Source organism: Asticcacaulis sp., from assembly GCF_051954415.1.
Taxonomy (GTDB): Bacteria; Pseudomonadota; Alphaproteobacteria; order Caulobacterales; family Caulobacteraceae; genus Asticcacaulis.
The window spans coordinates 15,150-34,511 of record NZ_JBQCHT010000009.1 but is presented as its reverse complement, the minus strand read 5'-3'; the positions used below and the strand labels follow the sequence as shown (position 1 = coordinate 34,511).

Sequence of the window (19,362 nt, the reverse complement as noted above, 5' to 3'; positions counted from 1 at the left end):
GTAAAACGGACAGCCATTAGCCGCCGCCGGGCGCTAAATTTTCAATGTGGAGCTGCATTCTGTTTATAGGGCGGCGGGTCAGCCGGCGGACACATATCAATAGCAGACGCACCGGGCCGGGTCAGGCGCACGCAATCGCCTTCAAGTCCCTGCCAAGCCGTGCTGCCGAAATTGGCGACCAGCACACGGCCATCGGCATAGCTGGCCTGCTGGACCAGGCGATCCGGCGTCCGCCACTGGAAGCCGGTCAGGGCCACAGGCGTATCCACGCCATGCGCCTGGTGGAAATCGTCCTCGGCCGCCTTCAGCCAGGGGGCAATGCGCGCCAGTTCGCGGCGATCGAGGTTCCACATGGTCGGCGCGCCGTAGAGCAATGACCGGGCGAATCGGGTCCGCTCCTCGCCGGCGATCTTCATCAGGCCGAATTCCCAGCGATCGGCCGATACCACCGAATCGTGGAAAACGGCCTCGAACAGCGGCAGGCGGTCCGAGGCGCCAAACAGCGCGCGTGCCTCGTCCGGCGTCGGCGTCACGGGCCTGAAGAACATCGGCGGGCGTTCCGGCGGCCAGTAACCGCCGAAATCCGGGTTCTTGTGCATCGGCCAGATAGCGGCGGAGTGGGCCTGCGCCGTGCCATGCGAATAGTGGGTCACACCCGCAGCCCAGGCGGTGACGCTTTCCGACCCCAGCACCAGTTTATACTGGCTGATCGCCAGCCCCAGGCGCTTGAGGCGATTGGCGCGGTCCTGCGCCATGGTCATCGGGTGATCGGGGCTGTGGTCCTCGAAGAAATCGCCGAAAGCATCGACATCGATAAAAACATGGCTGACGCCATCCTTGATATGGCGGGCATAGCGTTCACCGGGAATAAACGGCCCCGGATAGCGCGCGATGGCCTCGGTCGACATATAGCAGCCGCGATTGGCGAAGCCCGTTTTCGGCTTGCCATCGGCCTCGATGACGCAGCCCTTCGGATAGAGATCACCCGGCCAGATCGCCACCGGCGTGTCGGCCGTGGCCTCCGGCTGGCCATTATCGAAAGATTCGTAAGGCCCCGCCAGATAACCCATCGCGGCCGCCTTCTTCAGATAATCCGACGTGACCACGAATTTGCCGGTCCGTTCATCCTGATCATAGGCCAGCAGGATGCGGTCGATGCCCAGCGCCTTCAGGTCATCGAGAAAGGCCAGGTCGCGGCCATCGCCCCAGACATAGGCGTGCGGCGCGCCGAACAGGCGCGGCAGGTCAGGCACCGCCTTGTCGGCAAAGGATTTGAACTGTCCGCGCCCCTTCAGCACCTCCCGGTAGAACAGCGCCGGCGCCAGCGGTTCCGGCGGCCGAATGGCGAACAGAAGCTCGATCTTTTCCGCGCCGGGGCCGAACGCATGTTTCAGCCGCGCCTGAAGGCCGTCCTGGTCATGCAGGCACAGTTCCGATTGCAGGCCATCGGCCAGGGCATAGGTCACGGCACGGCTTTCGGTCAGGTAGCTCCAGGCTGGAAAGGACAGGGCCGTGGTGCCGCCCAGGCAATGCTCTTTGTTATAGGCCGCCCGCCAGAAAGGATCACTGACCGTAAAGGCCATGCCCTCCCCGTCCGGCACCAGCCAGGTGCCGCCTGCCGGCGGCGGCAGGTTCCAGGCCAGGTCTTCACCCGCCTTCCCCGTTATCGTCAGACGCAGAGCATGGCCTTCCGCTGCAAGGACCAGATCATGACCGGCGCTGTCGGTCCAGTGAGGGCTCGTAGCGCCGTCATCGATGACCTTTATGTCCTGCGCGGGATAGAGCGGCGGCATGACCGTCACCACCGTGCCGTCGGCCAGTTGCGCGTCGATGCCCAGAGTGCGCGGATCAACATTATAGACCGTGCCATCGATCTTCATGACGACAGGCGAAGCGTTGGCCGGCCCTGCTATGGCAACGGCCAGCCACAGCGCCAGACCCGATAATGCGCCCCTGATCATTTCCGCTCCCCCTGTAAGATATGCCCGACGCTAGCAGGCCCGCCAGCGCCCGGCAATTAACGTATCGGTGAGCCGCTATTGACAAAACATACTGCACCACACATACTGTGTATTATACAGTGTACAACACATACTATACGAGACGCAGGCTATATGGACGGTGAAAGCGATCTTTTCGAGAGTTTGCGCGCGGAGTTACGGCGCGGATCGCTCAGCCTGGCGGTCCTCGCCCGGCTCAGGGTCGAGCGCTACGGCTACACCCTGCGCCAGGCCCTGGCCGAGGACGGGCTGGATATGGAAGAAAGCACCCTCTATCCGCTGCTGCGCCGGCTGGAGGCGCAGGGGCTGCTGGTCAGCGAATGGCGCGAGGAAGAAAAGCGCAAAAAGCGGTTCTACGTTCTCTCTCCAGCGGGGGAGATCATGCTGGAACGGCTGGTCGGGGAATGGCGGGCGATCAGCGCCTCGCTTGAGAAAATAACGAACAATCGGATGTGATGGGGTTAAAATGGACATGCTGGAAGACTATCTGCGGGCCGTATCGCGTCTCCTGCCCAGGGCGAAACGTGAAGACATCATCGCCGAACTGCGCGACGAGATCCTGACGCGCATCGAAGCGAAGGAAAGCGAACTCGGCCGCACGCTCACGCCTGACGAAACCGAGCAGGTCCTGCGCGATTTCGGCCACCCGATCGTTGTCGCCGCGCGCTACCGCGACGGGCCGCAATACAGCGTCGGCCCCGCCCTCTATCCGTTCTGGATATTCGCGGTGCGGCTGGCCGTGATCATCGAGATCGCCATATCCGCCATCGTCTTCTTCGGTCGCATCGTGGGTGGCGCCAATCCCGCCCAGGCATTCGGAACCGCCCTCGGCTCCGGCCTCACCGGCGTCATGACCCTGATAGGCTTCGCCACGGTCGCCGCCTGGATCATCGAGCGCAAGGGCATCAGCATCGATTATTTCAAGACCTGGCGGGTGCGTGACCTGCGCTTCCTCGACTTCCCCATCTGGGATTGGGGAGATGTGAGTGACTCATTCGACAAGTGGCAGAAGGGCGCGCCCTATCGCGCCGAAGCGCGTAATTACGCCTATCACGGCTGGACCCTGCGCCAGTCCTCGGCCGGACGCGGCGTCGGCGCCATCGTGGCCGGCGTGGTGTTCATCCTGTGGTGGGTGGGAATCCTCAGTTTCGGCCTGCGCCCGATCCCGGTCGATTATGCCGGCCTGCATGTCGATCCCGGCCGATTGGCTCAGGTCGACTGGCCGGCGCTCAAGGCGGCCATTTACTGGCCGGTACTCGCCTATTTCAGCGCCGTCGTCCTGTTCGGTGCCGCCGTGCTGACCTGGCCGCGGGGTGTGCGCCTGCGCGGCGTGATCGACATGGTCATCGGCCTGTCGGTCATGGGTCTGGCCGGCTGGGTATGGACCACCTCGCCGATCGCCGATGCCGTCCGCGTCGATGATGTCGCGCACCTCTTCCAGCGCATCCAGGCCTTCTTCGCCCATCCGACGCCCATTCCGCTGGAACTGGCCGTGACGGTCTTCCTGCTCCTGTTCGCCTTCGGGGGCGCGTGCCGGGCGCTGGGCGGCCTGTGGGAACTCCTCACCGGCGCCCCGCGCTATCCGGGGGATTGATCAGCCGCCTTCAGGCCGCCTTCATGGTCGGCCGGTGCAGGCGCACGCAGTTACGTCCACCGGCCTTGGCAGCATAGAGCGCGATATCGGCCAGGGCCACCATCTGCGACAGTTCGGTTTCCGGTGCGTTCGACCAGTGGATGCCGAAACTGGCGGTAATCCGGCCGCCCTCACCGAAGTCGAATGCCTCGATACATTCGCGGATCTTTTCCGAAACCCGCTGCGCGCCGCGCCGGTCGATACCGGCGCAGACCACCACGAACTCTTCCCCGCCCCAGCGCGCCACCAGATCGACCGCGCGCACATTGCGGCTGATCACCCCGGCAATCTGGGCCAACACCCGATCGCCATATGCGTGGCCAAAGCGATCGTTCAGCGCCTTGAAGTGATCGATATCGATCAGGATAACGGTCATGGCCGCTTCGCGCCGCGCCCGGCGCAATTCCTCAAAGCGTTCGGTCACGCCCCGGCGGTTCAGCACCTTCGTCAGATGATCGTGGCGCGCCGCTTCCTGGGCCTCTTGCAGGGCAAGGGCTTCCAGGGTCCGGCGCTCGCGTAACGCACGGCGCAGATTACTGAGCCGGTAGCCGAGATAGGCGACGATCATCAGGATCCACAGACCCAGCAACAGTGAATACCACTGCGCGTCGCTCATGATGGCGGTCCTGATCTCGATATCCCTGATCCGGAAGGTGTGCGACCCCAGCGGCGCCTCGGAACCGGTTTCGATGATGATGGAGGTGATATTGTCGAACTGCGGCCGGCCATACTGCGGCGCCAGCTTGTATTTGCGCAACCACCAGTCGGCCACACCGAAATCATCGGGCACGAAACTGGTCCGCTGCCACTTGCCGGGCGTGGTGTCGGCCTCCACACGCAGATATTTCGGCGTGTCGTCATCGGTGGCGCGGCTGTAATGGGGATCGAAATTCTTGAGATGCACCCGGAACGAGGTCGCCTGGCCCTCGTACATCAGGGTGATGGTAAGCGTGCGCATATTGGTCAGGTTCAGACCGTGCGTGCCACGATTGCCGTCGACAAACAGCTCATAGCCGCAATAGGGATAAGGATTGCCGGTTCGCAGATCGCAATCCCAGGCCAGAGGTCCGGTGCCCCGCACCACCGTTTTGCCGCCGGAATCGGCGTCGGAAAAGACCAGGTGGCTGTTTGAGGCGGTGCTGGCCGGCGTAAAGTGCGTGGTGCGCAGGAGTATCTGATCCTGCCAGACAACGGCGCCGGCTGTGAGCAGCAGCAAGCCCAGCAGCGCCAGTTCAAACCGGACATTCGCCAGCAGGCGCGCAAGCCTTCCGGCCCGTTCCGCGAAATCCTTAGGCAAGCCCTTGATACGCAAGGCCATTCACTACCTCAACCCACTGGTTTCCATTTTCCCCTGTGGATATCTTACACGCCAACCCTAAGCGGACCGTGAAGGTTTAGCGTTAACGCGGTTACTTTGAGTGTCGCACCCATATTATTTCTTTTTATTTCGTTTTATATCATTTTATAACTTGTAGTATTTTTACATCTGATTAATCTGGGCCACAGAACACCCGGCATTTGTCCGGGCGTGGACATGGGAGATACCAATGACTGTGTTTGCCTTTTCCCGCATTCGCCGCATTCTGGCGCTATCGGCGCTCCTGCCTTTGGCCCTGACCGCTTGCGGCACCAGCACGCAGGCATCCCCGGCAGAACCGCCGCCTGCGCCAGACTCCGCGGTTCAGGCGGTCTTTGCCACGACAGACTCCGACTTTCCCAATCCCGAACGCGGCTTCTACCATGCGTCGGCTACCGGCCTGGAGGCGCTCGACGCCGCTGAAATGACGCAAGCCTACGCCGATGGCTATCGGCTGATCTATGTCCGGATCAATCTGGATGACTACCGTGACACCGACCTGCCGCCCGCCTTTCTGGAGCGGCTTGAGGCCGGCTTCGCCGTCGCCCGCTCATCCGGCGTCAAGCTGATTGTCCGCACCACCTATAATTATCCGCAGGGCGAGACCGAATATCATGATGCCAAGGACGCTCCTCTGGCGCGGGTGAAAAGCCAGCTTGCGCAGCTCAGGCCGCTTTTCTACCGCAATGCCGATGTCATCGCCTTCATGCAGGCGGGTTTCATTGGCGCCTGGGGCGAATGGCATACCTCATCGAACAATCTCACAACGCCCGAGAACCGCACGCAGATCAAAGACGCATTGCTCGACGCCGTGCCGCCGACCCGCTTTATCCAGTTCCGTTATCCGCCCTATATCCACGACTGGTATCCGAACCCGCCGGGCGTCACCGCCGCCCTGAAAGACAATTTCCGTATCGGATTTCATAACGACTGCTTCCTGGCCAGCCAGACAGATGTCGGCACCTATTCGGAAGACCCGGCCACCCGCGCACAGGAACAACAGTTCACCGACGCCCTTGGCGATGCCGGCCCCTTCGGCGGCGAGACCTGCAATCCGGCCGATGACCCCGGTGCTATCCCCCGCACCGCCTGCGCCGATATCCTGGCCGAAGGCGCGCGCTACAATCTCACCTACCTGAATGATGGCTATTATCGCCGCCTGTTCCATGACAACTGGACAAAGGGCGGCTGCATGACCGAGGTCCGCAGCCATATGGGCTACCGCTTCGGCCTGGTCAGTGTGGCTCATGCGAAAACCGCCACGCACGGCGGCGCCCTGGCCATTTCGATCGTGGTCCGTAACAGCGGCTGGGCGCGGCTTTATAATGCTCGACCGGTCGAGATCATCCTGCGCGACCCTGCCTCAGGAGAGGTTCGGCGCCTGGAAGCAAACGGCGCCGATCCGCGCCGCTGGCTGCCGGGCGCGGATACGACTGAGACCCTGAAAATCAGCCTGCCGGCGGATTTACCCGCGGGCACGCGCGAGGTCTGGCTGGCCCTGCCCGATGCCGACAGCCGGATTCAGGCCGATCCGCGCTTTGCTATCCGCCTGGCCAATGCCGATAACGCGGCGAAAGGCCAGACATGGGACGCGGACCTGGGCGCCTTCGCGCTCGGCACCACGTTAGATATAAGGTAGGCCCTGCCCTTAAAGCCAAACTTGCCAATCCCCTTGTTCACGATTAGCCTCGACACCGTACTTTGCGAAAGCGCACTGTCACAAAAGGGGGAAACATAATGTCATTTACCATCGCCAATGTCTTCGGCGGCACCTTTTCCAGCATCCGGAAAGGATTCATTCCGCTGCTCATCGTCACCCTGCTGCTCTATCTGGGGCCGAACCTGCTGGTCACCCTCGGCCTGCGCTTCGGGATGGGCGTCAATCTGGGCACGTTGGCGGCTTTTCAGGGCAAGGCCCTGGCGGTAACCATAGCGGCATCGCTCGTGATGTATTTCCTGGTTTTCGTCCATATCAGTGCGGTGACCGAGATCACCGTCCTGACCGGTACGGACCAGCCCGTTAATCTGGGCACGATTTTGAGACATGGCGTTGTCAATGCGATCCCCATCTTCGTGATATATCTGCTGTGCGGTATCGGCTGGATGATCGGCAGTCTGTTCCTGCTCGTTCCCGGCTTTATTTTCGGCACCATCTTCTCGCTTGTCATACCTGTCTATGTCGCGGAAAGATCGGGCATTTTCAAAGCCTTTGGCCGTTCTCGCACGCTGACCAAGGGCCGCCGCTGGGGTGTCTTCGGCTTCTGGTGCCTGATCGTGGTCATTTTCTACATCCTGATGCTGGCCATCGAAATGCCCATCATCATGCCGATCATGCGCCAGGCCATGCAGGCCCAGACCACCGGACCGTCGCCCGCGGATTTCATGCCCCCCTTGCCGATGCTCGTCCTGCTCACCATCGCCGGCAGCCTGGCCAGCGTCATCTTCCTGATGATCAATGCCACGGTCTATAATTGCCTGCGCTTCGAGAAGGAGCGCTATACCGGCCTGAACGTGGAAAAGATCTTCGAGTAGAACTTTTAAGCGGCGGAACCCACCGGTTCCGCCGCTACACAACTACCCCTTAGGTGATGATCTAAAATCGTGTGCGGGCCGGTGCGGCCGACTTTCCCTCGGATCACACCACTATTTTTTGACACTGCGCACCTTTGATGATAGCGCTGTCATTGAATAACCGTGCCGAATTTGTCTAAATCAAACAATCGCCCGGTAAAACCCCTTCGGACTTGTCCTCAGCAATGCGTACAGATAGATATTCGGCAATAGTCAGGGGGCGGCACGCAAAGTGTTAGACAAGTCGGCCAGGCGCAGTGTACGGGCCTCCAGTTCGGGGCGCGCAACACTGGACGATATTGCCGCGAAACTCGGCGTATCAAGCATTACCGTGTCGCGGGCGTTTCGCAATCCGGGCAAGGTCGCGGACGAATTGCGCGAACGGATAATTAAGGTGGCCGATGAGCTTGGCTATGTCCGCAACAGAGCCGCGAGTACCCTGGCCTCCGCCCGGTCCATGAATATCGCGGTCATCATCCCCTCCTTAGGCAACGCCGTCTTCGTCGACATACTGAATGGTATCGACAAAATCCTCCGGCCGCGCGGATACCAGATGCTCCTGGGCGTCAGCCATTATTCATCGGAAGAAGAGGATGCGCTCGTCCGCGCCTATCTGGCCTTCGATCCCGACGGCATTATATTGCCAAGCCTGAACTATCGGGAATCGACGCGGCACCTGCTTGAAAAGACCGGCGTGCCGGTCGTGCATCTCATGGAATTGTCCGACCAGCCTGACGTTCATTGTGTTGGCTTTTCGCAGGAAGCCGCCGGCAAGGCGATGACACAACACCTTCTGGCAAAGGGCTACAAACGCATCGCTTTTGTCGCTTCCCAGCTTGATTCGCGTACTCTGGCGCGCGGCCGCGGATACCGCGACGCCCTTGTGGAAGCCGGGCTTTATGACCCAAGGCGCGAGCTTATGGTGCCGGATCCGTCCTCGATCGCCCTGGGCGGCCGCTTGCTTCAGCGCCTTCTGCAACAGGCCCCCGACACCGACGCGATCTTTTTCTGTAATGACGACCTGGCGCAGGGCGCCCTTTTCGAATGCGCGCGGCAACAGATTCCCGTGCCGTCGCAACTGGCCGTCGCCGGCTTCAATGACCTTTCTGCCTCGGCTTCGACCGTGCCTTCGCTGACCACAATCGCCACGCCGCGATTCGATATCGGTGTTCAGGGGGCGAACATGCTCTTGTCCCTTATCGAACATCAAAGGGTAAACCGTTCGAGCATCGATCTGGGTTTTGAACTGAAGCCTCGAGAAAGTGCCTGAAAACCGGCTTGCACCCGTGATAAAATTTGACCGCAGCGGGATCAACTCAGACATTTTTTAAAAATCGGATTTGACTCCGGCGAAATTTCACGCATAGTGACGTTCGCATGACAGCGTTACCATCTGATAGCGCTATCATGTAATAAAATATGACACAGGAAATGCCCTTGCCTGCCCGGAAACGGTCGGGCTTTTACAAAACCAAACAATGTTAGCGCTGTCATTATACTTATAAAGCATAAGACAGAGAACGCAATGCTATGCGATAAAAAGCGGCATGAAAATGCCCGCGCACAATGTTAGCGCTGTCATAATGCACCACATTGTTTTCAAACAGGATTGGGAAAGAATATGCACAACTCGAAGCGAAACATCTTGATCGGATCAGGGTCGCTGCTGGCGTTCTGCGCCTTTGCGGGCGCCGTTCTGGCGGCCGAGCCCGCGCCGCAGCAAACTGAGAAGCCCGATGACACCACTGTCGTTATCGTCACCGCCTCGCGCATCACATCACGCGGCTTCAAGGCCCCTACCCCGACAACCTCCATCAGCACGACGGACATCGCCAACATGGCGCAGCCGAACGTGTTCACCACGATCACGCAATTGCCTTCCCTGCAAGGCTCCAGCGGCGTGGCCACCAATACGTTCAGCACATCGAGCGGCCAGCAGGGCCTCAGCTCCTTCGCACTGCGCGGCCTGGGCGTCAGCCGCACCCTGACCCTGCTCGACGGCCAGCGCGTCGTCCCTTCCAATATCGGCACCGGCGCCCCTGACATCAGCCTGTTCCCGCAACTGCTGCTCAAGCGCGTGGACGTGGTCAATGGCGGCGCCTCCGCTTCCTGGGGGTCCGATGCCGTCGGCGGCGTCGTCAATTTCATCACCGACAAAAAATTCGAGGGCTTCAAGGCCAATGTCGAAATGGGTGAAACGACCTATGGCGATGACAAGCAGGGGCTGGTCCAGATGGCCTTCGGCAAGTCCTTCCTGGAAGGTAAGCTGCACACCGAGTTCGCCGTTGAATACCACAAGGAAGACGGCGTCGAAGCCGGCGACTTTGGCGAGAATGCCGCCAACGGCCGTGACTGGTATCGCAGTTCAACCCTGGTCAATACCGGCATCACCAATAATGGCTCACCGCAGTACGTGAACGTCGATCACGCTCAATCCACCACCTATTCGAAATATGGTTTGATCACCTCCGGCCCGCTGCAGGGCATTGCCTTCGATCAGAACGGCAATCCGTATAACTTCGCCTATGGCTCGAACGGCGTACCGCAAAAGGATGCAGCCGGCACGGTCGCGGGCTGCTATATCGGCTTCTGCGTTGGCGGCGACACCTCAGCCAATGTCGGCGTCGGGGCCAGCCTGCAATCGGCCATCACCCGGTCGAACTTCTATAATCGCACCTCGTTCGATCTGAACGAGGACAACGAAATCTACTTCACCATCAACCTGGCCAAGGTCGATACGCACAACCAGCCGAACCCCGGCTTTACCGAACCGGGCCTGACCATCCAGTGCTCGAACCCGTATGTGCCGGACGCGATTGTCACCCAGTGCGGCCTGAACGGCATCACCAGCTTCAAGATGGGCACGGTCACGCCCTTCCTGCCAAATATCCGCGTCAATACCGAGCGTAAACAGGAGCGGTTTGTTGTCGGCGCCGACGGCAAGTTCGAGCTGTTTGGCAGCAACTGGAACTACGACGCCTATTATGAGCACGGCAAGCAGAACTCGGATATCTATGTCCACAATCTCCTGCTGAAGGCCCGCTTTACCGCCGCGATCGATGCGGTCGAAGAGAATGGCGTCATCGTCTGCCGTGATCCGGTGGCCCGCGCCAACGGCTGCCAGCCGATCAATGTCATCGGCAACCAGACGCCGAGCGCCTCAGCCATCGCCTATCTGCAACCGCCCATCGGCGCCTACCAGAACACGATCCAGACGCAGGACGTGACCGCCGTCAGCATTTCCGGCGAGCCTTTCTCACTGTGGGCCGGCCCGGTTTCGATGGCGACCGGCGCGGAATATCGCCGCGAATGGTACAGCGCCGTGGCCGATCCCTATGGCAACGGCACGACCACGCCCTATAACGCCGATTATCCGGCCGATCCGCTGCTCAGCACCGGCGGCGGCAATTTCTACGCCGGCAACTATCGCAACGGCACAGGCAGCTTCAACGTTATCGAAGCCTTCCTGGAATTTAACGTGCCGCTGCTCAATTCCGACGCGACCGGCCAGCTCAACATGAACGTCGCCGGCCGTGCCGAAAAATACAGCACGGCGGGCAATGCCGAAGCCTGGAAGGTCGGCTTTACCTGGGATACCCCCCTCAGCGGGCTGCGCTTCCGCACCGTCCGGTCCCAGGACGTGCGGGCGCCGAACCTGAACGACCTGTTCGGCCCGACCACCTCGACCAATATGCCGAACTTCACCAATCCGTTCACCAACACCACTTTGACCATTTCGCAGAACCAGGGCTCGAACCCAGGCCTCAAGCCGGAAATCGCGCAAAACTTCACCTTCGGGGCCGTTCTCTCGAACCCGGACTGGCTGCCTGGCTTCAGCGCATCGATCGACTATTACGACATCAAGCTGGAAGACGCGATTGCCTCCGGCCCCAACGCCACCCAGCTCGTGCAGTACTGCTTTGACGGCTCCGTGCCGGCGGCCTGTAACGCCTTCGACCTGACCGGCGCCAATCCGTATGTCAATGTCGGCAGCATCAACGCCGCCTCGATCAAGACGAGCGGTGTCGATTATGAACTGAGCTATCAGATGCCGCGCCCGCTCGGTCTGCAGGGCAACCTGATCTTGCGTGGCCTGGCGACCAATGTGCATAACTTCACCACCGTACCGGGCCTGCCGGGCACCATTCCTTCGGAATCCGCCGGACAGAACTCCGGTGCGACGCCTGACTGGAAAGCGCTGTTCGTCCAGACCTATTCGACGCCGACCTACAGCCTGACCCTGCAGGAACGCTGGTTCAGCAACGGCGTGATCGGTACGCAATATGTGGTTTGCAGCACGGGATGCCCGGTTTCGACCTCCAACAACCCGACCCTGGACAACAACACCATGAAGGGCGCGACCTATGTCGATCTGGCCGGTTCCTACAACATCAACAAGAATGTCGTGGCCTACTTCAAGATCGACAACCTGTTCAATGTCGATCCGGAGCCATCGCCCCAGACCAATACGGGCCTCGATGTAAACCCGGCGCTCTATGATACGCTCGGCCGCTTCTACCACGCAGGCCTGCGGTTCAACTTCTAAAACCACCCACCGGATATCCGCTGCCTGGCGGCAGATATCCGGTGCTCCTTATTGGAGCGTTTTTTTCTCCCCCACTTGGCGCGATATCCTGGCAAGCGTGAGCGCAGCGATATTCGAGCTACATGCTTTCAGGCGAAGCCTTCTCCCTGGGCGCCTGGAAGCATGTTTTTTCTTTTCATTCCACGTCCCTGTCGGGCTCCGAGGTAACGCATTGACACTTTCGGCGAAGGCGATCGTCATCATGGGCATCAGCGGGTGCGGCAAATCCACCCTTGGCAATGCGCTGGCCGAGGCAACAGGATACCGGTTCATCGAAGGGGACGATCTCCATCCCCCGGAGAATATCGCCAAGATGTCCGCCGGCACCGCCCTGACGGATGATGACCGCTGGCCCTGGCTGGAACGCGTCGCCGATGTGCTGGGCAGCGCTGATGAAAGCAGTGGTGTCATCATCTCCTGCTCGGCCCTTAAATATATTTACCGCGATTTTCTGAGATTGCGGACCGGGCACCCCATTCTGTTCGTCTTCCCGAATCTCCCGGTCGAGGTCGTGCGCGCCCGTCTGCGCCATCGTTCTGACCATTACATGCCGCCGAGCTTAGTGGACAGTCAGTTGGCAATACTCGAACCGCCCCGGCCGGATGAACGGGTGCTGATCCTGAATGGTACGCCCACCACCGCCCAGTCCGTCAACCTGGTCATGGGGTATCTTTCGGCCCTGACCGAACTCCCCACCTGATCCCTCCCCCCACACCGGAATTGAGGTTACGCTTATGGTACGCAAATATTGGCCCAAAAAACACTGGATGCTCGCCGCGTCCCTGACCGTTCTCTCTTTTGGCATCTGGTCATCGGCCCAGGCCGGCCAGTCGATTTTCGTGACCGCGCCCCACGATCCGCTGGCCATAACGGTGAAAGCGGTGGGCGATGGCAAGACCGACGATACGGCCGCGATCCAGGCCGCGATCGATACCGCCGCCAAATCCGGCGCCGGCAGTATTGTCTGGCTGCCATCCGGCCGCTATCGCCTCACGCGGACCCTGCTCGTGCCGCCAGCGGTGCGGTTGTTTGGCGAAGGCGCGAAACGGCCCACGCTTGTCCTGGCGGACCGGACGCCGGGCTTCGACGCGGGGGTGAAAACGATGGTGACCTTCACCGGCGCCGATCAATATGCCACAGGCCCCGTACCCGTACCGGTGCTTTCGGCGACGCCGGGCCAGCCCGATGTGCGTGACGCCAATTCAGGGACGTTCTATTCGGCGCTGTCCAACATCGATTTTGAAATCGGCGATGGCAATCCGGCCGCGGTGGCCGTGCGTTTTCGTGTCGCCCAGCATGGCTACCTCAGCCACATCGACTTCCATATCGGCTCAGGCTTTGCCGGTATATACCAGGCCGGTAACGAAGCCGAAGACCTGCACTTCTACGGTGGCCGCTATGGCATAGTGTCGGAAAAGACCTCGCCCGCCTGGCAGTTCACCCTGATTGACTCGCACTTTGAAGGCCAGCGCGATGCCGCTATCCGCGAGCACGAGGTCGATCTCACCCTTGTCAACGTCACGATCAAGGATACGCCGACCGGCATCGATATCGACAAGGGCTACAGCGACAGCCTGTGGGGCAAGGATGTGCGGTTCGAGCGCGTATCGAATGCCGCCGTGGTCATCAGCAATGAGAACAGCCCCTTTACCCAGATCGGCTTCGATAACGCCCTGGCCGCAAACGTACCGGTTTTCGCTCGCTTCCGCGATTCCGGGAAAACCGTCAAAGGACCGGCCAAAGCGTATCAGATCGGCGCCTTCAATTATGGGCTGAAAATCGACAGCCTCGGCGAAATGGGGCATTTCGACACCCACTTCCAGGCCAAGCCGCTGGCGCAACTGCCCAAATGGGGTGGTCCTGTGCTGCCGGCCCTGCCGCCTGTCGATCAGTGGGCGGATGTCCGCAGCCAGGGCGTTATCGGCGACGGCGTGGCCGACGATACGGCGGCCCTTCAAAAGGCCATCGATAATAATCGCGTCGTTTACCTGCCGATTGGCCATTACCTGGTCAGCGACACCCTGCACCTGCGACCGGACACGGTTCTGATTGCCCTGCATCCGAGCGCCACCCAGATCACCCTGGCCGAAAATACGCCGGCCTATCAGGGCGTCGGCAATGCTAAAGCCCTGGTTGAAAGCGCGAAGAGCGGCAATGCGATCATCACCGGCATCGGCCTGTTCACCGGCGGCGTCAATCCGCGCGCCACGGCGCTGCTCTGGAAGGCGGGTGAAGGCTCGCTGGTGGAAGATGTCCGCATCCACGGCGGTCACGGCACCCTCCTGCCCAATGGCAAGCGCGTCGATTTTTCCGATCCGAAGTTCCGCATGGACGGCCAGCATCCCGGCATCTGGGTGACCGATGGCGGCGGCGGCACCTTTGTCGCCAACTGGACGCCCAATACCATGTCGGACTCGGGCTTCTATGTCAGCAACACCAAAACGCCCGGCCATGTCTACGAACTATCGGCCGAACACCACAACCGCCATGAAATCGTCCTCGACAACGTGGAAAACTGGGAATTCCTGGCGCCCCAGACCGAGCAGGAAGTGATCGACGGGCTGGAATCGATGTCGCTCGAAGTGCGCAACTCGAAAAACATCCTGTTCGCCAATTACCACGCCTACCGCGTGACCCGCAGCCTGAAACCGGCACCGACCGCCGTCAGGCTGTTCAATGTTGACAATATCCGCTTCCGCAATATGTCGACAAATGCCGAGAGCGGCTTTGCCACCTGCGACGATAACGGCTGCGGCACTTATCTGCGCGCCAGCAAGTTTCCGTTTGAAAACGCCATCACCGACATGACGCATAAGCTGGAGGTGCGTGAGCGCCAGTTCGCCGTGCTCGACGTGTCGGCCACGCCGCCGGCGCCCGCTTCCGCGCCCGTGCCGGCCGGCCTGACGGAAGCGAAGGTCGAAAAGCTGGAGGACGGGTTCTATTCGATCGCCGGGGGCGCGGTCGATGACAAAGGCAATCTTTATTTCGTTGACCATCACTTCCACCGCATCTATCGCTGGTCGGAAGGACGCGGCCTGGAAGTCGTCAGCGATGCCGCACTCGACCCGGTCAACCTGGCCGTCGATAAATCCGGGCACCTGATGGTCCTGTCCTCGGATGGCCCGGACGCCACGGTCTACAGCCTCGATCCGTGGACCGCCACGCCGGAACTGACCCGCATTGCGCCCACGCCGGTCGCGGCGCATACCGACGCGGTCACCGCCCTGCCCGGTAATTTCTGGAACAACGGCGAATTCCGCGACCAGCTCGATCCGAAGACCTACACCTTCACCACGCTGGCGGAGATGTTCGCGCACGACGTCGCTACCCCTAAGCCACTTGAATATATCTCCCCGGATGGCAGCCTGGTCCTGCCGGCCTTCCGCGTCTACAGGCAGGGGCCGACCAACTTCCAGGGCTGGCGGTGGTCCGATACGCTCGACACCTACGGCTTCGTCACGGGCAAGCCCGGCGACCGGGTGACGGTCAGCAACGGCTCCGAAGGGCGGATCTACAGCGGGCAGGTCGGACAGGGCGGCAGCCTGACCGATCTGAAGCCACTGACCGACCGCGGCGGTGAAAGCGTCACCGTCGATGCCAAGGGGCGGCTGTTCGTCGCCAACGGGCAGATCTTCATCTATGACAATGAAGGCAAACCCCTCGGCCGCATCGATACGCCGGAGCGGCCGCTGCAACTGATCTTCGGCGGCCCCGACCGCCAGACGCTGTTCATTCTCACGCATCACCGCCTTTACAGCCTCGATGTGAAAGGCTTCTGATCCATGCTGGCCCTGTCCCCGGAAACGACCGCCCTGGTCATCGTCCTCGCCGCGGTACTGACCCTGATCGTCATGATCGCCTGGGCCAAGGTCCAGCCCCTGCTGGCCTTTGTCGTGGCATCGATCCTGGCCGCCCTGCTGCTGCAAATGCCGCTCGACAAGGTGACCCATTCGATCGAGCAAGGCATCGGGGACATGGTGGGCTCCCTCGCTGTATTGCTGGCCTTCGGCGCCATCTTCGGCAAGATCGTTGCCGACAGTGGCGCGGCCAAAAAGATCTCCAAGGTTCTGATCGGGCTGTTCGGCGACAAGCGCATTGCCCTGGCCCTGTGCCTGACCGGCTTTATCGTCGGCATTCCCCTCTTCTATAACGTCGGGTTCGTATTGCTGGTGCCGCTGATTTTCTCGGTGGCGCGCCAGTCAGGGAAGCCGATCGTATTCCTCGCGGTGCCGGTCATGGCGGGCCTGTCCATCGCGCATGGCTTCCTGCCGCCGCATCCGTCACCAGCGGCGATCGTGCCCATGTTCAGCGCCAATATGGGCCTGACCCTGATCTACGGGCTTATCGTCGGCATTCCCACCGCCCTGATCGCCGGTCCGGTCTTCGCCCTGAGCGTCCGGCACATCCAGGCCAATCCACCGGCGCTGTTCGTTGCGGAGGAGATTCCGGACGACCAGTTGCCGTCAACGGCCAACAGCTTCCTGACCGCGCTTCTGCCGGTCATCCTCCTGACCGGTTTCACCCTGCTTGGTTATGCCAGTGGTCTCGATGCATCCGAGAAGGCACTCATCAGTTTCCTCGGCAATCCGATGATCGTGATGCTGGTGTCCGTCATGGTGGCGCTGGTGACCCTGGGCCTGGGGCGGCGCAAGCCGCTGGGCGAACTCATGACCGGCTCGGGCACGGCCCTGCGCGAAATCGCCCCGATCCTGCTGATCATCGCTGGCGCGGGCGCCCTGAAGCAGATCTTCGTCGATGGCGGCGTCAATGATCAGCTTGGTATTCTGCTAAAGAGCCTGCCCGTACCGCCGCTGGTTCTGGGCTGGCTGATCGCCGGGGTCATCCGCCTGTCCCTGGGCTCGGCGACGGTGGCCGGATTAACCGCCGCAGGACTGGTCACGCCGCTGGTCAAGGCCAGCGGGGTCGATCCGAACCTCATGGTGCTGGCGGTCGGCGCCGGCAGTCTGATGTTCAGCCATGTCAACGATTCCGGCTTCTGGATGTTCAAGGAATATTTCGGCCTGTCCGTCAAGGACACCCTGCGGTCGTGGACCCTGATGGAGGGCCTGGTCGGCATATTCGGACTGATTTTCGTCCTCATTCTCAATCAGTTTCTGAAATAGCGCAGACGGCTTTTGCCAGTGCATATACGGAAACTATATGACGGCGTCCGGTGATTATACGCCGGGCATATGCCTGAGCGCCTAAAACAGCCTCCATCACAGGAGGTTCTCATGAGCATCGTCTATTTGCTGATCGGCGGCATTTTCTTCGTCATCTGCCAGACATTCGTCGAATATTGCGAAAAGCTGCGGGAGGACGGGCAATGACCGTTCTCTATGTCGCGGCCGGCCTCATCACCGTGGCCATAGCGGGCTATCTGATCATCGCCCTGATCAGGCCCGAACTCTTTCCGTAAAATTCGAGCCATAAATCCGAGACTGTCACATGTCCTATGCACTCACGGGCAATAGCTGGTTGCAGCTTGCCCTTTATCTGGCTGCGCTTATCGCGCTCGCCTGGCCGCTTGGCCTTTACATGGCTAAAATCCTCACGGCCGAGCGCCTTTTCATGGCGCCGGTCGAAAACGCCGTTTATGGCACGCTTGGCATCAAGCCCTCCGAAGACATGACCTGGAAAGCTTACGCCACCGCCGTCATTGTCTTTTCCTTCGGCGGCTTCGCCCTGCTCTACCTGCTCCTGCTGTTCCAGAGCCACCTGGGCCTCAATCCGCAGGGCATGGCCGACCTGACGCCGGACCTCGCCTTCAATACAGCGGTCAGTTTCATCACCAATACCAACTGGCAGTCTTATGCCGGCGAAAGCACGCTTGGCTATGCCAGCCAGATGCTCGGCCTGACCGTGCAGAACTTCCTGTCGGCGGCGGTGGGCATTTCAGTGATGGCGGCGCTGATCCGGGGTCTTTCCCGCCAGTCCGCCAAAGGCATAGGCAATTTTTGGGTCGATCTGGTCCGCAGCACGCTTTATGTCCTGCTGCCCCTCGCCCTGGTCTGGGCCGTGCTGCTGGGTTCGCAAGGCGTCATCCAGACCCTGGATGCCTATGTCACCGGCCATACCCTGGAAGGCGCGCAGCAAACCCTTGCCCTGGGCCCGGTCGCCAGCCAGGAAGCCATCAAAATGCTCGGTACCAATGGCGGCGGCTTCTTCAATACCAACTCCGCTCATCCTTTCGAGAACCCGACACCGGTCTCCAATTTTCTCGAAGTTCTGGCCATCCTGCTGATCCCGACGGCCTGTTGCTTTACCTTTGGGAAAATGATCGGCGACAAACGCCAGGGCATTGCCGTGCTGGCCGCCATGACATTGGTGTTCGTGCCACTGACGCTCTTCTGCGTTTCGGCTGAACAGGGCGGCAACCCGCATTTCGCAGCGCTCGGCGTCGACCAGCTGGCCTCGGCCACACAGGCCGGCGGAAACATGGAAGGCAAGGAAACGCGCTTCGGCATCGTCAATTCCGCCCTGTGGGCCACCGCCACCACCGCCGCGTCCAACGGCTCGGTCAACGCCATGCACGACAGCTTCACGCCTATGGGCGGCGCGGTCCCCATGCTGCTGATGAAGTTTGGCGAGGTCATCTATGGCGGCGTCGGCTCCGGGCTTTACGGGATGCTGGTCTTCGTCATCATCACCGTCTTCATTGCCGGTCTGATGGTGGGCCGCACGCCGGAATATCTCGGCAAGAAGATCCAGAGCTTCGAGATCAAGATGGCCTCGATCGCCATCCTCGCCCCCTGTGCCTTCGTGCTGATCGGCACGGCGGTGGCGGTGCTGACGCCCTGGGGCAAGGCCGGGCTCTATAATCCCGGCGCCCAAGGCTTCTCCGAAGCCCTCTACGCCTTTACCTCAGCGGCCAACAACAATGGCTCTGCCTTCGCGGGCCTCAGCGCCAACACCCCTTTCTACAATACGGCCTTAGGCATCTGCATGTTGTTTGGACGGTTCTTCGTCCTGCTGCCGGTCCTGGCCATTGCCGGTTCGCTGGCCACCAAAAAGGCCGTTCCCGTCTCCGCCGGCACCCTGCCCACCCATACCCCGCTGTTCATCGCGGTTCTGATCGGCGTCATTCTGCTGGTCGGTGTCCTGACCTACCTGCCGGCACTGGCGCTCGGTCCCGTGGTTGAACATCTCATCATGATCAAGGGCTAACCTCTTCTCCTCCCCTGCACAGCGGGGGAGGTGGCGAGCGTAGTCTCGC

The 19,362-nt window shown here is 60.9% G+C and carries 13 protein-coding genes; 11 read left to right on the top strand and 2 right to left on the bottom strand.

All coding sequences use genetic code 11. From position 1 onward, the window contains the following. Positions 1-41: 41 nt before the first annotated feature. On the bottom strand, positions 42-1,961 hold the full coding sequence (locus ACTHND_RS02965) for a glycoside hydrolase (RefSeq protein ID WP_440175814.1): 1,920 nt from the start codon (positions 1,959-1,961) through the stop codon (positions 42-44). Positions 1,962-2,114: 153 nt separating this feature from the next. Between ACTHND_RS02965 and ACTHND_RS02960 the strand changes: the two genes are divergently transcribed. Both ACTHND_RS02960 and ACTHND_RS02955 read left to right on the top strand, forming a co-directional pair. Beyond that, positions 2,115-2,456 carry a PadR family transcriptional regulator gene (locus ACTHND_RS02960; RefSeq protein ID WP_440175813.1) on the top strand — a complete coding sequence of 114 codons (342 nt, stop codon included), beginning with the start codon at positions 2,115-2,117 and terminating at the stop codon, positions 2,454-2,456. Between the two features lie 10 nt (positions 2,457-2,466). Continuing rightward, positions 2,467-3,594 (top strand): HAAS signaling domain-containing protein, encoded by a 1,128-nt coding sequence (locus ACTHND_RS02955; RefSeq protein WP_440175812.1) that lies wholly within the window; start codon positions 2,467-2,469, stop codon positions 3,592-3,594. A 10-nt stretch (positions 3,595-3,604) separates the two neighbouring features. On the opposite strand, the gene ACTHND_RS02950 is transcribed toward ACTHND_RS02955, so the two are convergent. Further along, entirely contained in the window at positions 3,605-4,951 is a 1,347-nt protein-coding gene (locus ACTHND_RS02950; protein WP_440175810.1) for a GGDEF domain-containing protein, read from the bottom strand. A gap of 229 nt (positions 4,952-5,180) precedes the next feature. Between ACTHND_RS02950 and ACTHND_RS02945 the strand changes: the two genes are divergently transcribed. The 9 genes from ACTHND_RS02945 to kdpA all read left to right on the top strand — a co-directional run bounded on the left by ACTHND_RS02945 (position 5,181) and on the right by kdpA (position 19,313). Then, positions 5,181-6,629 carry a DUF4832 domain-containing protein gene (locus tag ACTHND_RS02945; RefSeq protein ID WP_440175809.1) on the top strand — a complete coding sequence of 483 codons (1,449 nt, stop codon included), beginning with the start codon at positions 5,181-5,183 and terminating at the stop codon, positions 6,627-6,629. A gap of 98 nt (positions 6,630-6,727) precedes the next feature. Then, on the top strand, positions 6,728-7,522 hold the full coding sequence (locus tag ACTHND_RS02940; RefSeq protein ID WP_440175808.1) for a hypothetical protein: 795 nt from the start codon (positions 6,728-6,730) through the stop codon (positions 7,520-7,522). Positions 7,523-7,793: 271 nt separating this feature from the next. Continuing rightward, positions 7,794-8,831, top strand: coding sequence for a LacI family DNA-binding transcriptional regulator (locus tag ACTHND_RS02935; RefSeq protein WP_440175807.1), 1,038 nt, complete (start codon positions 7,794-7,796; stop codon positions 8,829-8,831). 351 nt (positions 8,832-9,182) lie between these two features. Then, the gene (locus ACTHND_RS02930) at positions 9,183-12,107 is read left to right on the top strand and encodes a TonB-dependent receptor domain-containing protein (protein ID WP_440175806.1); all 2,925 of its coding nucleotides are present in this window, start codon (positions 9,183-9,185) and stop codon (positions 12,105-12,107) included. 211 nt (positions 12,108-12,318) lie between these two features. Further along, a complete protein-coding gene (locus ACTHND_RS02925; protein WP_440175805.1) occupies positions 12,319-12,846 on the top strand; it encodes a gluconokinase in 528 nt (175 codons plus the stop codon). 67 nt (positions 12,847-12,913) lie between these two features. Next, positions 12,914-15,925: a glycosyl hydrolase family 28-related protein gene (locus ACTHND_RS02920; protein WP_440175804.1), complete on the top strand. Its 3,012-nt coding sequence runs from the start codon at positions 12,914-12,916 to the stop codon at positions 15,923-15,925. Positions 15,926-15,928: 3 nt separating this feature from the next. Next, positions 15,929-17,269 (top strand): GntP family permease, encoded by a 1,341-nt coding sequence (locus ACTHND_RS02915; protein WP_440175803.1) that lies wholly within the window; start codon positions 15,929-15,931, stop codon positions 17,267-17,269. A 203-nt stretch (positions 17,270-17,472) separates the two neighbouring features. Further along, positions 17,473-17,565 (top strand): potassium-transporting ATPase subunit F, encoded by a 93-nt coding sequence (locus tag ACTHND_RS02910; protein ID WP_440175802.1) that lies wholly within the window; start codon positions 17,473-17,475, stop codon positions 17,563-17,565. Positions 17,566-17,594: 29 nt separating this feature from the next. Then, the gene (kdpA, locus tag ACTHND_RS02905) at positions 17,595-19,313 is read left to right on the top strand and encodes a potassium-transporting ATPase subunit KdpA (protein WP_440175800.1); all 1,719 of its coding nucleotides are present in this window, start codon (positions 17,595-17,597) and stop codon (positions 19,311-19,313) included. Positions 19,314-19,362 lie beyond the last annotated feature (49 nt).

Bases quoted from the DNA above. Each gene is read 5' to 3' on its own strand.
- ACTHND_RS02930 (WP_440175806.1), top strand. From the start codon at position 9,183: ATGCACAACTCGAAGCGAAACATCTTGATCGGATCAGGGTCGCTGCTG.
- ACTHND_RS02915 (WP_440175803.1), top strand. From the start codon at position 15,929: ATGCTGGCCCTGTCCCCGGAAACGACCGCCCTGGTCATCGTCCTCGCC.
- ACTHND_RS02950 (WP_440175810.1), bottom strand. From the start codon at position 4,951: ATGGCCTTGCGTATCAAGGGCTTGCCTAAGGATTTCGCGGAACGGGCC.
- ACTHND_RS02960 (WP_440175813.1), top strand. From the start codon at position 2,115: ATGGACGGTGAAAGCGATCTTTTCGAGAGTTTGCGCGCGGAGTTACGG.
- ACTHND_RS02955 (WP_440175812.1), top strand. From the start codon at position 2,467: ATGGACATGCTGGAAGACTATCTGCGGGCCGTATCGCGTCTCCTGCCC.
- ACTHND_RS02945 (WP_440175809.1), top strand. From the start codon at position 5,181: ATGACTGTGTTTGCCTTTTCCCGCATTCGCCGCATTCTGGCGCTATCG.
- ACTHND_RS02940 (WP_440175808.1), top strand. From the start codon at position 6,728: ATGTCATTTACCATCGCCAATGTCTTCGGCGGCACCTTTTCCAGCATC.
- ACTHND_RS02965 (WP_440175814.1), bottom strand. From the start codon at position 1,961: ATGATCAGGGGCGCATTATCGGGTCTGGCGCTGTGGCTGGCCGTTGCC.
- ACTHND_RS02920 (WP_440175804.1), top strand. From the start codon at position 12,914: ATGCTCGCCGCGTCCCTGACCGTTCTCTCTTTTGGCATCTGGTCATCG.
- ACTHND_RS02910 (WP_440175802.1), top strand. From the start codon at position 17,473: ATGACCGTTCTCTATGTCGCGGCCGGCCTCATCACCGTGGCCATAGCG.
- kdpA (WP_440175800.1), top strand. From the start codon at position 17,595: ATGTCCTATGCACTCACGGGCAATAGCTGGTTGCAGCTTGCCCTTTAT.